At 49.6% G+C, this 13,149-nt stretch carries 16 protein-coding genes; 9 read left to right on the top strand and 7 right to left on the bottom strand.

What is annotated here, in order from left to right; translation table 11 throughout:
* The first annotated feature begins 131 nt into the window (after positions 1-131).
* From J4377_RS14220 to J4377_RS14205, 4 genes are all read left to right on the top strand, one after another.
* Positions 132-809, top strand: coding sequence for a haloacid dehalogenase type II (locus J4377_RS14220; protein WP_038477749.1), 678 nt, complete (start codon positions 132-134; stop codon positions 807-809).
* A 61-nt stretch (positions 810-870) separates the two neighbouring features.
* The gene (locus J4377_RS14215) at positions 871-1,218 is read left to right on the top strand and encodes a putative quinol monooxygenase (protein WP_009721375.1); all 348 of its coding nucleotides are present in this window, start codon (positions 871-873) and stop codon (positions 1,216-1,218) included.
* Between the two features lie 54 nt (positions 1,219-1,272).
* Positions 1,273-1,740, top strand: coding sequence for an S-ribosylhomocysteine lyase (locus J4377_RS14210; protein ID WP_009721376.1), 468 nt, complete (start codon positions 1,273-1,275; stop codon positions 1,738-1,740).
* A 137-nt stretch (positions 1,741-1,877) separates the two neighbouring features.
* Entirely contained in the window at positions 1,878-2,489 is a 612-nt protein-coding gene (locus J4377_RS14205; protein WP_095604019.1) for a LysE family translocator, read from the top strand.
* Positions 2,490-2,623: 134 nt separating this feature from the next.
* On the opposite strand, the gene J4377_RS14200 is transcribed toward J4377_RS14205, so the two are convergent.
* Together J4377_RS14200 and J4377_RS14195 are read right to left on the bottom strand one after the other, a co-directional pair.
* Positions 2,624-3,331: an inorganic diphosphatase gene (locus J4377_RS14200; RefSeq protein WP_253486012.1), complete on the bottom strand. Its 708-nt coding sequence runs from the start codon at positions 3,329-3,331 to the stop codon at positions 2,624-2,626.
* A gap of 76 nt (positions 3,332-3,407) precedes the next feature.
* Positions 3,408-4,067, bottom strand: coding sequence for a DUF1826 domain-containing protein (locus J4377_RS14195; protein WP_253486011.1), 660 nt, complete (start codon positions 4,065-4,067; stop codon positions 3,408-3,410).
* A 104-nt stretch (positions 4,068-4,171) separates the two neighbouring features.
* Here J4377_RS14195 and dksA point away from each other — a divergent pair, with 104 nt between their 5' ends.
* The 5 genes from dksA to J4377_RS14170 all read left to right on the top strand — a co-directional run bounded on the left by dksA (position 4,172) and on the right by J4377_RS14170 (position 8,592).
* Positions 4,172-4,657, top strand: coding sequence for an RNA polymerase-binding protein DksA (gene dksA / locus J4377_RS14190; protein WP_084183588.1), 486 nt, complete (start codon positions 4,172-4,174; stop codon positions 4,655-4,657).
* Positions 4,657-5,787 (top strand): GTP-binding protein, encoded by a 1,131-nt coding sequence (locus tag J4377_RS14185; RefSeq protein WP_095604017.1) that lies wholly within the window; start codon positions 4,657-4,659, stop codon positions 5,785-5,787. The genes dksA and J4377_RS14185 overlap by 1 nt, the downstream gene beginning before the upstream one ends.
* A complete protein-coding gene (folE2, locus tag J4377_RS14180; RefSeq protein ID WP_253486010.1) occupies positions 5,787-6,671 on the top strand; it encodes a GTP cyclohydrolase FolE2 in 885 nt (294 codons plus the stop codon). Before J4377_RS14185 ends, folE2 begins: the two co-directional genes overlap by 1 nt.
* Positions 6,672-6,801: 130 nt before the next feature.
* The gene (locus tag J4377_RS14175) at positions 6,802-7,839 is read left to right on the top strand and encodes a CNNM domain-containing protein (protein ID WP_253486009.1); all 1,038 of its coding nucleotides are present in this window, start codon (positions 6,802-6,804) and stop codon (positions 7,837-7,839) included.
* A gap of 102 nt (positions 7,840-7,941) precedes the next feature.
* On the top strand, positions 7,942-8,592 hold the full coding sequence (locus J4377_RS14170) for a peroxiredoxin (RefSeq protein ID WP_198348938.1): 651 nt from the start codon (positions 7,942-7,944) through the stop codon (positions 8,590-8,592).
* A 63-nt stretch (positions 8,593-8,655) separates the two neighbouring features.
* Here J4377_RS14170 and J4377_RS14165 read toward each other — a convergent pair whose 3' ends face one another.
* The 5 genes from J4377_RS14165 to J4377_RS14145 form a co-directional block, all read right to left on the bottom strand.
* On the bottom strand, positions 8,656-9,924 hold the full coding sequence (locus J4377_RS14165) for a PAS domain-containing methyl-accepting chemotaxis protein (protein WP_038477725.1): 1,269 nt from the start codon (positions 9,922-9,924) through the stop codon (positions 8,656-8,658).
* 123 nt (positions 9,925-10,047) lie between these two features.
* On the bottom strand, positions 10,048-10,731 hold the full coding sequence (locus J4377_RS14160) for a DUF3047 domain-containing protein (protein ID WP_038477722.1): 684 nt from the start codon (positions 10,729-10,731) through the stop codon (positions 10,048-10,050).
* Complete coding sequence (locus tag J4377_RS14155) at positions 10,718-10,927, bottom strand: zf-HC2 domain-containing protein (RefSeq protein WP_301271699.1); 210 nt, start codon at positions 10,925-10,927, stop codon at positions 10,718-10,720. The genes J4377_RS14160 and J4377_RS14155 overlap by 14 nt, the downstream gene beginning before the upstream one ends.
* A gap of 18 nt (positions 10,928-10,945) precedes the next feature.
* A complete protein-coding gene (locus J4377_RS14150; RefSeq protein ID WP_038477716.1) occupies positions 10,946-11,515 on the bottom strand; it encodes a sigma-70 family RNA polymerase sigma factor in 570 nt (189 codons plus the stop codon).
* Between the two features lie 97 nt (positions 11,516-11,612).
* Positions 11,613-12,626 carry an isocitrate dehydrogenase gene (locus J4377_RS14145; protein WP_038486203.1) on the bottom strand — a complete coding sequence of 338 codons (1,014 nt, stop codon included), beginning with the start codon at positions 12,624-12,626 and terminating at the stop codon, positions 11,613-11,615.
* Positions 12,627-13,149: the final 523 nt, after the last annotated feature.

Below are 13,149 nucleotides of genomic sequence, written 5' to 3'. Positions count from 1 at the left end.
TAGCGCTTAACGCTCCCCAAACGCCGCTGCCTATCGCAGCGGCGTTTTTGTTTTTGAAGAGGGCAGCTATGCTAAATGCATGAGATCATCTATCTCCCACCATTATCCGATCCATCAGGCTAGGAGTTATCATGCAACCGGTACTTGCTTTTGATGTATACGGCACGCTCATTGATACCCAAGGGGTAACGGTTGAGCTGGAGCGCCGCCTAAGTGACGCAGCCAAAGCTGGGGATTTTGCTAAGCGCTGGCGGGAAAAACAGCTGGAATACAGCTTTCGCCATGGTTTGATGGGGGCTTATGTGCCGTTTTCGGAGTGCATCCGGGAGGCATTAGTGTTCACTGATCGTGCGATGCAAACCGGTCTTTCTGATAACGATCATGACCACTTAATGGCGGTTTATGCGGAGTTACCTGCATTCCCAGATGTGGTGCCTGCCCTAGACCAACTACGTGATGCTGGAATTCGCTGTGTGGCATTTTCTAACGGCACTCAAGAAGCTGTAATTAAGCTACTGGCCCGCGCAGGCGTGGAAAACCACATGGATGCGGTGGTAAGTGTTGATGACGTTAAGCGCTTCAAGCCTGATCCTGCAGTATACGCCTACTTACGCGAACGTTTAGAAGCACGCCCAGAACATACCTGGCTGATTTCCAGCAATCCTTTTGATGTGATTGGAGCAACGCATGCAGGTTTACATAGCGCCTGGGTGCGCCGCCACCCTGATGCGCCGTTCGACCCTTGGGGTGGAGAGCCGGATATGACAGTGCCAGATTTGGAAATGCTGGCCGAACGAATGAGCCGTTAGGTTGTTAACCCACACCGACAAGCCGCATAATGGTGCCAACTTAACCGCTTAGGATATGACCATGTCGGAAAAAATTTATTGTATCGCCAGCTTTAAGCCCAAAGCTGGAAAAGAAGAAGCGGTATTTAAAGCGCTGCAATCATTAGAACCAAACACCCATCGCGAAGATGCTTGTATTCACTACACTGTGACTCGGCAAATCGACAATCCTTTTGCCCAGGGCACCAGCTACCCGATCGTGTTTCATGAAATTTGGGCCAGCCGAGAAGAGTTTGAAGCCCACTGTCAGCGCAAAGAGATACAAGATTTTTTCGCTAAGCACGTCGAATCACCCGACGGCGATATTGAAGATGCCAACGTGTGTGTTTATACCGACGAGCCGTGGAATTTCGACGCTCCCAAGGTGTAAAAAGCGGTAACGGTGTAGGATAAGTAAGTGTTGTACCAAGATGACGGAGCCAACATGACTGAAAAGAAAATGAACGTTGAAAGCTTTAACTTGGACCATACCAAGGTAAAAGCACCTTACGTGCGTTTGGCCGATATTAAAGAAGGCCAAAATGGCGACCGTATCCACAAATATGATTTGCGTATTTGCCAGCCCAACAAAGAGCACATGGAGATGCCCGCGCTGCACTCCCTGGAGCACTTGATGGCTGAAATGTCGCGTAATCACACCGATAAAGTGGTTGATATTAGTCCGATGGGTTGCCAAACCGGTTTTTACATCGCGATGATTAACCACGACGATTATGACGGCGTGCTAAGCATTATCGAGCAAACGCTCAACGATGTGCTGACTGCCACGGAAGTACCTGCCTGTAATGAGATGCAGTGCGGCTGGGCCGCTAGCCACAGCCTGGAAGGTGCCCAAAAGCTAGCCAAAGGCTTGCTGGCTAAGCGCAGTGAGTGGACCGAAGTATTTGCTTAAACGGTAAGCACGTAATATCGGTAATACGCCTCCTTATTGGGGGCGTTTTAGTGTTAGTCCATTAACCAATGGAAAACGCCGAATAACGGTGACATGCTGGCACCACAAGCACACTCACTGGCTGGCGGGGCATTAAAATGCTATTGGATACGTGGCTGTTATACCTAGTCGCCTGCATAGGCTTATCGCTTTCGCCAGGGCCGAACGGTCTGCTTGCGCTTACTCATGGTGCGTTGCATGGCAGCCGTAAAACGCTCTTTACCATCGCCGGTGGTGCTACTGGGTTCATCCTGATTATTGCCTTGTGCCTATTTGGCATTGGTGCACTGCTCAAGTCATCGGTGATTTGGCTAACCGTATTGAAATGGGTCGGCGGGGCCTACCTTGTTTGGTTGGGTATTCAGCTGTGGCGCTCACCGCCTATTAATGGGGACGTTGATGTAACGGCTAGTCGCGCAAGCGGGTGGCATCTGTATCGCCAAGGTACGTTATCCTCGATTACCAACCCTAAAGTACTACTGTTTTTCAGTGCGTTTCTGCCCCAGTTTATCGACCCACAACGTAGTTTAATCCTGCAGTTTTTTGTGCTGGCAGGCACCTTTGTGGCTATTGAATGCATGGTTGAAGGCCTGCTTGCCAATATGGCTAACCGAATTCGCCACTGGTTGAAGCGCGTAGGCCGCGGCTTTAATCGCACTTGCGGAGGGATTTTCGTAGCCATTGGTGCGGCGCTTCCGTTAAGAGCGTGAAGTGTAAAAGTGCCGCGAGCGCTAATGGTTAAACATGGGGAAAGGCATAGAAGGTAAGAATAGAACATCACTGCTCTATCAATCGAGCAGTGATGTTTAAGCGATTTAAACCACGACGGTATTATTTGATCAGGTTATTGCGTGGCTTGAAAATTCTCGGCAGCTGCTTCTAGTACGGCTAATGCAGACTCGGCGTCTTCAAACCCTAGACCTTCCATACCACCGTCAGGGCCTTTGTAATTCGCGAACCAGATATCAACAATCTGGCTAACACCAGGGAACTCACTATCGAGTTGCTGCATGCTTTCAATATGGGCAAATGGTGAATCCTGGGTAAGCACCGCCACCAGTTTGTCGTCTTGCTCACCGTCGTCTAACATTTTTAAAACGCCAATAACACGTACATCAACGACTTCACCGCGCGGTAGTGCTTGGCCTAATACGATGACATCTAGTGGGTCACCGTCACCGCCTAGTTCTTTGGGCAAGGCGGTACCCGGGATGGCGCCATAATTGCCGGGATAACCCAGGTAATTTACAACGCGCGGCTCGCCGTCTTTGTATTCCCAATAAACCGCGTTCGGGTCTTCTTTGCTCACTTCCCATTTGGCAGATGTGCCTGTGGGTATTTCGATAATGGCGTTGGCATAACCATTGCTATTAATGGCATCCATCGCCATTAAATCGACATCACCGGCAATGGTGAAATCATCTTTTAGGGTCATGTCTGAGGTATAGGGCGTTGTTTCAGAAAAGGCTAGATTGCCTAATGACTCAGCATGCGCCGTAGAGGTTAACATCGAGATGCTTATGACACCTGCAAGCAGTAGTTTGTTATGCATGACCATTCCCGTAAGCGATTTAATTCGGTAAACCCTATCAGGTGGGAGTGACGAATTAGTGACAGGGGTAAGTCGGTCAAGCGGGGTCTATCGTTAGCAATAGCCGCTTTTGACCTGCCTCCAAAGAGGGGCTGCGGTGCACTAAGCCATGTTCTTCACAGCCCACCCAACCGCTGCCTTTTAGCAACGCGATGTCACCAGCCTGCAAACGCTGAATGGCATTTGGGTTGTTGATAATCTCGGGGCGATCAGGCGTTGGCGCACCTAGCCCTGCGCGGTTAATCGCATTTTCAGGCAACCACTCGCTGCCTGGGCCGACATAGGTGGTCACTAAACGTACCGGCAAGTTGTCGCAGTGAAAACGTGGGCACATCGCCGCTGTTAATAAGCGTAGACGAATGCCAACAGTGTCGGTATCAAACAGGAATGCAATGGCTTCAGCAATGGTTGCGATATCGTCAATCAACGCATCTCCTGCTGAGGGCTCTGGGAGCTTTCGACGCAAGTCATTTTTAAAGTCATCTGTAGGACTGCCAAGCCATGCATACTTCCAGTCTCGCGATGTTTGGCTCTGTGCGTTTGCGCTAAGCGCCACATCGGCGGGCAGAGCGCGTTGCAGAATAGCGATGTTAATCTGCTCTTCAAATATACGCGGAAGCACGCTGATGTCGGTATCCCGTGCGGCGTGTTGTGGTAGCGGCCAGGATGCTGCTTGATGAGAGTGTGGGGTGGGCATGTAGGTCTCCTGTTACGTTTAGCAGTGCATTAGCATTGAGAAAGGTTAGGTCGCAGAGCTCTATTTGTTATGTTATAACGTTTTTATCAATAGGAGGCTATACATTGCAACCCGATATCACTCAGTCAGTAACTGCCAGAGCAGACAGTGGCGCTGAATTCCTAGATGCAAAAAAAGCTGAGGAGGCTTTGCTGTTGGCCTCATCAGCAGACGAGTACATGAATGCCGTACAGCTTGCGTTTTTCCGTCAGCGGCTTTTGAACGAACGTGCGGAGCTTGAGGCGCATTTAAACGAGGTGAAAACGGCTATCGCCTCCCATGAGAGAGATAGCGACGAGGCTGATCAGGCCTCGTTTGAGGAGGAGCTGCGGTTGTCACTTCGCCAAGCAGATCGTGAAAGTCGGTTGATCAATAATATTGATGCAGCCTTACAGCGTATCGAAAATGGTGAATACGGCTTCTGTGAAGAAACTGGTGAGCCCATTGGTCTCCCACGACTACTTTTTCGTCCCACGGCAAAGCTTTGCATTGAGGCAAAGGAGCGCCAGGAGCGTAAAGAGCACCATTTCCGCAAGGCACGGGGGGAGTGATGCAGTTCTCCACGCTGACACCGGTTAACGTACTGACCGGTTTTTTAGGGAGCGGTAAGACAACGTTACTCAATCGTTGGGTACGCCAAGCGTCAATGCAAAACACGCTGATCGTAATTAATGAGTTTGGTGATATTGGGCTAGATCATCAGTTGATTACCCAGAGTGATGAGCAAGCGGTGGTGGAGATGAGCAGCGGCTGTTTGTGCTGCACATTGAGGGGGGACTTAAGCCGTACGCTAAAGCAGGCTATTGATTCGCTGTTGGCAGAGGGAAAACCAGCACCTTCCCGTGTTGTGATTGAAACCACAGGACTGGCCGATCCCGCCCCTATTTTACAGCTGTTAATGACCGATCATTGGCTTGCCCACCGTTTCCAGTTGGATAGCGTGGTGTGCTGTGTTGATGCCGCGAACGGTGAGGCAACGTTGCAGGCGCATCGTGAGTCACAGCGCCAGATAGCGATAGCAGACCGATTACTCATCACCAAAACTGACCTGGTCGACGAAGTCCGCCTAACACCACTGGCTAACCAACTGGCGTCCATCAATCCGGCAGCAGAGCAGTGGCAGGTAGTGAACGGTAACCTTTCGCCTGAGTTGTTGGTAGGTGCAGGGCTTTTTCGTCAGGATTCTCAACGATACCAGGTAGAGCAATGGCTGAAGTCAGCACGTTACAGCGTTATCCACGCTGAAGATGTTAAGCACGAGGGGGAGCAGCAGGGCGACAGTAACGCTGCTTTTGTGCAGCCCACTAGCCAGCCAACGTTGACTCGTCATGGGGAGAATATCAATGCGTTTTGTTTTTGCGTTGAGGGATTAATTACTCCAGAGGCTTTGGAAAACTGGCTGGATCTATTGATGTCGTTGATGGGCGAGAAAATGCTACGCATTAAAGCGATTGTGCACCTTACCGATCGCGATGAACCGCTCGCACTGCACGGCGTCCAGCACATTTTCCACCCGCCGACGCCTCTGCCGATGCAGTGTGTTAATGACCGCATTTCTCGGTTTGTCTTCATTACTCAAAATGTCGCGCCTGCTACTGTGGCGCAGCTTTATCGTTATTTCACACCCTTTAACTCATCAGCTGACTCATCAGCTAACTCATCAACGAACGAGGCAATTTAATGACGGCTTTTACTTTACCTGATATTGCCCAACAACCTGCCCGTTTACCGGGCACGCTTTCCTGGGTTGGGATGGAAGGCATCGCGTTGCCGGTACAGCTGGCGGGGTACCAAGTGAATGCCAATGTGTCAGCTGGTGTTAGCCTTGAGGAGGCTGGTGCTCGTGGTATCCACATGTCACGGCTGTATACCGCATTGGATGCATTAGAGCACCAGCCGCTAACGCCCACATTAATTCATCGTGTTCTTGCGGCTTTTTTAGAGAGTCACCAAGCATTATCAGAAAATGCTTACCTAACGTTCAGTGGGGAGGTATTACTTAAACGTGACGCGCTGATCAGCCCTTTGTCAGGTTGGAAAGGCTATCCGTTTACACTGCACAGCCAGCTCACACCGTCAGGTTTTAAGGTAGAGCTAGACGTATCCGTTGGTTACTCCTCAACTTGCCCTTGCTCAGCGGCATTAGCAAGACAGCTAATCCAGCAAGCGTTTGTGGAAGATTTTGAAGAGATCCCCTTAACCAAGCAGGCTGTACTTGCGTGGCTAGGCAGCGAGGAAGGGGTACTCGCCACTCCACATAGTCAGCGCAGTGTTGCCCACTGTTCCATACGGCTGGCAGGAAACGATGTTATTCCGCTTGCTGAGCTTATTGAGCGTATTGAGAACGCCCTGGGGACAGCGTTACAGACAGCTGTTAAACGTATTGATGAGCAGGCATTTGCGCTCGCCAATGGTCAGAATCTGATGTTCTGCGAAGATGCAGCCAAACGTCTAGATCGAGCGCTTAGAAGGATGGCTGATATTTCAGGCTTCCAGCTGAAGGTGGTTCATGCTGAAAGTTTGCACGCCCACGATGCGGTAGCGAGATGCGAATGGCAGTGGTGAGAAATGTTCATGAGAAATGTTCATGAGAAATGATGTTAGCTGGCTGTAAGAAAATAAAGATGTGTTTACGCATTGACACCAAGCAGTCGTGACCTTATATACGATGCATCATCCATCACTATGAGCTCCCATGTTCCTTCTTATCACGATTGCTACCCTTTCAATCGCGTTCTCTTTTCTGTGCTCTATCCTTGAAGCAGCGTTGCTGTCTATTACGCCAAGCTATATCGCCAAGCAAAAAGAAGATAATCCCAAGCTTCATGCGGCGCTGACGAAGCTAAAAACCAATATTGATCGGCCGTTGGCCGCGATCTTAACGCTTAACACCATTGCGCATACTGTCGGTGCAACGGCAGTGGGGGCGCAGGCCGCGGTCGTGTTTGGCGAAGCCTCTATTGCCATTGTGTCGGCCGTCATGACCATGCTGATTTTAATTCTTTCTGAAATCATTCCCAAAACGATTGGTGCTACCTATTGGCGAGGTCTATCACCGGTGTTGCCACGGTTACTGAACCCAATGATTATTGGGTTGCTGCCGTTTATCTGGATGTCCGAACAGATTACGCGCCGTTTAGGGAAGTCAGAGCATGATGTTGACCTGCGCGATGAAATTAAAGTGTTGGCGCGGGTAGGTTTAGAAGAGAAAGTGTTGGATGCGGATGAGTCACGCACCATTATTAACATGTTGAATTTGCATGAAATTGCGGTTAATAAAGCGATGACGCCCCGTACTGTGTGTGAAACGGTATTGCCTAACATGACGGTTAAGGAGTTTGACGAGCTGTATGGCAAAATGCCATTCACTCGTTTCCCTGTGATGGATAACGGCGAGCAGGCATTTGGTTATGTGCACAAGGCCGATATGTATCACGCCGATGATGCCAAAACCATGCGTGAGCTGATGCATCCGATTGGCAGTGTCGACGTATCGAACAATGTCGAGCAGGTGTTTACATCAATGTTAAAGGATCACCTGCACATGCGGGTGGTTTATGATGAACACGGCACCTTTGTGGGCCTTATCACCCTAGAAGACATCATTGAGACGATATTAGGTCAAGATATTGTCGATGAAACCGACAGTGTGGCGAACTTGCGCCACTATGCAAAACAGCGCTGGGTAAAGCGCATCAAGCGGGAAGAGAAAGACGTCAAATCGCTGGATTGAGCATAGTAAATGTTTCACTGCTATAGCGCTAAACGTTCTATAGTGAAGGTGTTGAAAGTCATATAAGGTATTAAGGTCACTTGACCCTAATGAGGAGGAACGATGTCATTACGTATCAATGCGGTAGTGCCTGATTTCGAAGCAGAAACTAGCCAAGGCCCGATTCATTTTCACGACTGGATCGGCGATAGCTGGGCGATCCTCTTTTCTCATCCTAAAGATTTCACCCCGGTCTGCACCACAGAATTCGGCGCAGTGGCAACGCTGAGCCCCGAATGGGAAAAGCGCGGCACCAAAGTCATTGGCGTCTCTGTGGATGGCGTTGAAGACCACAAACGCTGGGCAAGCGATATCGAGAAAGTTTGCGGCAATACGGTTGGCTTCCCCATTATTGCTGATGAAGGCCTAAAGGTTTCCAAGCTGTTCGATATGCTGCCAGAAGATGCTTATCTGCCAGATGGCCGCACCCCTGCCGATAGCGCAACGGTACGCTCGGTGTTCATTATCGGGCCGGATAAGCAGTTGAAACTATCGATGACCTACCCGATGACGGTAGGCCGTAATTTCGCAGAAATTCTGCGTGCGCTGGATGCACTGCAAGCCACGGCAAAACATGGCGTTGCAACGCCTGCTGACTGGACAGTTGGTCAGGACGTTATTATTCCGCCGAGCGTGTCTAATGAAGATGCCAAGCAGAAGTTCGGTGAATTTGACGCTGTTCTGCCGTACCTGCGTAAAACGAAATTGCGCTAATAAGTTAACGCTACCTTGTTTTAAGACTAAAAAAACTCGCCATGAACATGGCGAGTTTTCTTCTTATGAAGGTGCTAAAGAGAGTCGTTCGATAGAGTGAGAAACATTCTGCGCGCCTTGCAAAATTTCGCTCACAATTGACTCTATTTCTTTAACACTCGTTTGACTGCTTTCACCTTGCTTGACCACTTGCTGCATTGCCTGAGTGGTGCGGGCGACAAGTGCATTATTTTCTTTTAGAACTCGAGTGATTTCGCTCACCGCTTCACTTGATCCTTTGGCTAATTGGCGTACTTCATTTGCTACTACAGCAAATCCACGGCCCTGTTCACCTGCTCTTGCGGCTTCCACCGCGGCATTTAATGAAAGCAAGTTTGTTTGGCTGGCAATTTGCGCGATTGATGCAGTAATTTTGTTAATCTGTTCCGCTTGTTGGTTTAGTGCAGTGATTAGTTGCTGTGCTTCGTTGAGCGTATGGGCGGCATGTTGTGAGTCGGAAAGCACCGTTTGCAAGTGGGTTAACCCATTTTGAGCAATTCGCTCGGTTTGGCTAGACGATGCTTGAGCGCTGCTTACGGTGGCTTTAGCCGCTTCAGTTGCCAGCATTGCTTGAGTGATATCGGTAGCAAACTTAACGACCTTTACCACCTTACCCTCGTCATCAAAGATAGGGTTATAAGTAGCTTCCAGCCAAACGGCGCCTCCTTTGGCATTTAGGCGTAAGAACTTACCCTGCTTATACTCCCCTTGGCTTAAGCGTTGCCAGAAATCTGAGTGTTCTCGGTAAAAATCATTATCGCAGAACAGTCGATGATGTTCGCCACGAAGTTTGTGCAGAGGATACCCCATTACTTGTTCAAAATTAGTATTGGCATCCAGAATAAAACCGTCAGTTGTGAATTCAATGACTGCCATTGAGCTATTTAGGGCTTGAAGAATGAAACGTTCGCTAGCGGCGTTTTGGTGCTCTTTGGTCACGTCAGTGGCTACTTTTAAAATTTGTACAACGTTGCCACGACGGTTCTTGATCGGTAAATAGGTGGCCTCAAGCCATACCTCTTCGCCAAGTGCGTTCATGCGCCGAAAACGCCCCTGCTGGCTTACACCTGCTGCAAGTGATTTCCAAAAATCATCATATTGACGGTTAGACGTTTCTTCAGGAAAACAAAAAATACGGTGATGCTGCCCCTTAATATCAGCTAATAAGTACCCCATAGAGGCTAAAAACGGCTCACTAGCCTCTTGGATAATGCCTTCCGATGAAAAATAGATACACGCAGTATGTTGGGTTAGGGCGCTACGTAAGGCGTCAGAAGCGAAATATGCGAGCATTGGTAGTCCCTTAAATCTAGTCTGTTGTCACCGAGAATAGGGTGATAGTAGATCAGATCTTGATAAAAGGCACTCTGTTTGTAATGGTTTTGTACAAATAAGTAGTATGCTAGCCTTATTTGACTATTGGGGACATGTAGGGGGAGTGCTAAGGCTAGAAAAGCCTAGTTGGGTAAACCACGCAGTGGCGTTGCCGCCTGTATTATCACCATCACTCATTAAGGCGATACCGTTGACTTGGCTAGGAGCGTTGCCAAAAAGAGCTTGGTAGTCAGCACGGACATCGCGTACTTCTGCCACCCACTCCCCAACCGCGCTATTGCCACTTTGCAGCGCCATCAGTTGTGCTCGGTCAGTAAAGGCATTTGGCCACGATGCACCCTGAGGTTGGGTAGAGGACCAGACATAGTTAACCGATTCGACCTGCCAGGGAAGAATCCCCGTCTTACGCGCCACATAAACCCGTGCTGGATAGTCATCGCCCGCTTTCGTAGTTTCATCAACGCCCGGATAGATTGAGTCTACTTGCCAGCACCAGTGAAGGTAGGGCGTTTCATTTAAGTCAATATCGCGTTCCAGGTAGCGTGCAGAGGCCTGGCCCTGAGCATTGGCTTCAAGCACTCGTTGGCCTGATTTCTCAACAATGGAATAGCGTGTTTCGCCTTCGAAGCTTCGGGTAGGCCAGGTCATGATTTGGTTAGGTGTAAAGCGTATCTCTTGCCCGCTAGCGGTTGTGAGCAATAACGGGCTAAAAAACAGGCTCGCTAGTACTGTTGCTTTGATGGGGAAAGCGCTAGCGAGGCTCATAATGACTACCGCTGTCTGTTGAGTTTTTTGGTACAGCAGGGTGGTGCTCACCAATTTTGTGAAGCAGGTCAAATTGGCGGCCACAGGCGCGGCAGGCGCTGCACATAGAGAGATGTATGCGTAGTGCAGTACGTTCGCGAAAGGTGAGTGCTCTATCTTGTTTAAGTGACATCAAACGCGTTGCTTCACGGCACATTAGCATCTTTATTGGCTCCTACTGAATCCAGCCGTTATCCAAACAGGCTCTTAACCTTAGCCGTGCTCGGTGTAAGATAACCCAACAGTTAGTTTCTGTTATGTCGAGTTCCTTACAAATATCCTGTGTCGATAATCCCATCAGCTCTCGTAAGGTAAATACGCGTGCGATACTGTCAGGTAGCGCTATTAAACAAGCATCGAACACTTGCCAGAAGCGTTGATTCTCTAAAATATGCTCAGGTTCTCCCCAGTCGTGCGGGCGGGCGCTGGGCTGCCAATGCCCATTTGATTTGAATAGTCGGTCTAACGTGTCCTCGTCGATTGAGTCATTTAGCGGCTGCCAGCGCCCCTGTTTTTTCTGCTGGCGCAGATGGTCAAGTATCTTAAATTTCAAGATGCCAAATACCCAGGTTTCAAATTCTGAGCGCCCTTCAAATGAACTGGTTTTTTCAAACGCGGTGAGCAAGGTTTCCTGAACGGCATCTTCAGCGGCAGCACTCTCCCTAAGCTGCAAGCGTGCAAATGCAAGCAGGCGGGGGCGGATATGTCTGAAGTGTTCGGCAGCTTGTTGTGAGGAGATAGGCAATATGAGCGTCCCTAAGCTAAGAAAGGTCAGGCTTAAAGCTCAAGGATCCCATCACCGCGTAAGATGCGTTGCGGTGACGGGAGAAGCACCTAAACAGTTAAGCGGTTAAGTGCTCTACGAGCGCTTGGGCAAATGTATCGGTTGTTCCGGTGCCGCCCATGTCGGGTGTCACCATATCGCGGCGTGTCTCCAACACCGCGCGAATTCCGTGACGAATCGCGTCGCCTTTTTCGTTCATGCCTAAATGGTCAAGCATTTGGGCGGCTGCTAGTAGCAGGGCGCAAGGGTTGGCGATTTTTTGTCCGGCAATATCCGGTGCTGAACCGTGAACTGCTTCAAAAATAGCAGCCTTTTCGCCGATGTTAGCACCGGGCGCTAGACCTAATCCGCCAACTAGCCCTGCACATAGGTCAGAAAGAATATCGCCAAACAGGTTGGTGGTGACAACGACATCGAACTGGTGCGGATTCATCACTAGCTGCATGCAGGCGTTATCTACAATCATTTCCTGGAATTCGATCTCGGGATACTCTTTGGCGACTTCCCGAGCGACATCCAAAAACAGGCCAGAGCTGGTTTTAATGATGTTAGCTTTATGTACAGCGGTGACTTTCTTACGGCCGTTATTTTTGGCTAGCTCAAACGCATAGCGCACAATGCGTTCGGAACCCTGGCGGGTTACCTTGATGACTGAAATGCCCGTATTGCCATCGTCAATCATCTCTTGGCCATCAGAGAGGTAGGCGCCTTCGGTGTTTTCCCGCACGGTAATCATATCGATATCGCTGTAACGCGAACGCGTACCGGGGAAGCTAATCGCAGGGCGCACGTTAGCGTACAAGTCAAAATGACGACGCAGTTGCACATTGATGGAGGAGAAACCTTTGCCAATAGGGGTGGTCAGCGGGCCTTTCAGGGCAATACCGTACTTCTCGATGGCATCAAGCGACTCTTGAGGAATCAGCGTACCGTGTTTTTCAAGCGCCGCCAGGCCAGCATCGATAAACTCATAATTCAGACCGCACTCCAGCGCATCAAGCACGCGCAGGGTTGCATCCATAATTTCTGGGCCGATACCGTCGCCTTTAATCACCGCAATTGACTGACTCATCATCTATTTCTCCTCTTTGGCGGGCATATTCGGCACGTGACTATGTGTGCCGCTTCAACATAAAACGTTGGCAATTGTCATCGTTTCTGGTGGCGCAATGGTACGCCACAATCAGTCGCGAGGTCACCCTGCCTAAGTAGAGGTGAGGGCGTGTTAGCGCGTATCACAGTGTGGGCTACCAGAGTGGCGTGAGATGCAATGCGGCTGTGATGCTGTTAGAATACTGCGCTTTGTCGCATCTTGCTTATTGCAACCGTACAGAATATTACTTATGACTGAATTTACTCACATCTTTTCTGGGCTGATGACTCCGCCCTAGCTTCCTGCCTTCCTTAAGGTAATGGCTGTGCATTCATCGCGCTGTCATTGCTTTGTGGTACTTAAAATTAGCCGTGCTCATCTCATGCAGTACGTGACTTTTTAGGTACCAAACGCCAGCTTATCTTCACAATAAAAAGTGCTACAGCCTCAGCGTGCCAATGCTTGGCGGCGTTGTCTGCGCGCTTTTGGCCAATCTTAAATC

The organism is Halomonas sp. XH26 (assembly GCF_024138895.1).
Lineage (GTDB): Bacteria > Pseudomonadota > Gammaproteobacteria > Pseudomonadales > Halomonadaceae > Vreelandella > Vreelandella alkaliphila.
The sequence above is the reverse complement of the archived record's forward strand: the minus strand, read 5'-3'. Positions and strand labels throughout refer to the sequence as shown.

What these genes read in the sequence shown, in the direction of transcription:
- J4377_RS14175 (WP_253486009.1), top strand. Translation starts at nt 6,802, where the DNA reads ATGTTCCTTCTTATCACGATTGCTACCCTTTCAATCGCGTTCTCTTTT.
- J4377_RS14145 (WP_038486203.1), bottom strand. Translation starts at nt 12,626, where the DNA reads ATGAGTCAGTCAATTGCGGTGATTAAAGGCGACGGTATCGGCCCAGAA.
- J4377_RS14205 (WP_095604019.1), top strand. Translation starts at nt 1,878, where the DNA reads ATGCTATTGGATACGTGGCTGTTATACCTAGTCGCCTGCATAGGCTTA.
- J4377_RS14170 (WP_198348938.1), top strand. Translation starts at nt 7,942, where the DNA reads ATGTCATTACGTATCAATGCGGTAGTGCCTGATTTCGAAGCAGAAACT.
- J4377_RS14215 (WP_009721375.1), top strand. Translation starts at nt 871, where the DNA reads ATGTCGGAAAAAATTTATTGTATCGCCAGCTTTAAGCCCAAAGCTGGA.
- folE2 (WP_253486010.1), top strand. Translation starts at nt 5,787, where the DNA reads ATGACGGCTTTTACTTTACCTGATATTGCCCAACAACCTGCCCGTTTA.
- J4377_RS14165 (WP_038477725.1), bottom strand. Translation starts at nt 9,924, where the DNA reads ATGCTCGCATATTTCGCTTCTGACGCCTTACGTAGCGCCCTAACCCAA.
- J4377_RS14155 (WP_301271699.1), bottom strand. Translation starts at nt 10,927, where the DNA reads ATGTGCCGTGAAGCAACGCGTTTGATGTCACTTAAACAAGATAGAGCA.
- J4377_RS14195 (WP_253486011.1), bottom strand. Translation starts at nt 4,067, where the DNA reads ATGCCCACCCCACACTCTCATCAAGCAGCATCCTGGCCGCTACCACAA.
- J4377_RS14220 (WP_038477749.1), top strand. Translation starts at nt 132, where the DNA reads ATGCAACCGGTACTTGCTTTTGATGTATACGGCACGCTCATTGATACC.
- J4377_RS14210 (WP_009721376.1), top strand. Translation starts at nt 1,273, where the DNA reads ATGACTGAAAAGAAAATGAACGTTGAAAGCTTTAACTTGGACCATACC.
- J4377_RS14200 (WP_253486012.1), bottom strand. Translation starts at nt 3,331, where the DNA reads ATGCATAACAAACTACTGCTTGCAGGTGTCATAAGCATCTCGATGTTA.
- J4377_RS14185 (WP_095604017.1), top strand. Translation starts at nt 4,657, where the DNA reads ATGCAGTTCTCCACGCTGACACCGGTTAACGTACTGACCGGTTTTTTA.
- J4377_RS14160 (WP_038477722.1), bottom strand. Translation starts at nt 10,731, where the DNA reads ATGAGCCTCGCTAGCGCTTTCCCCATCAAAGCAACAGTACTAGCGAGC.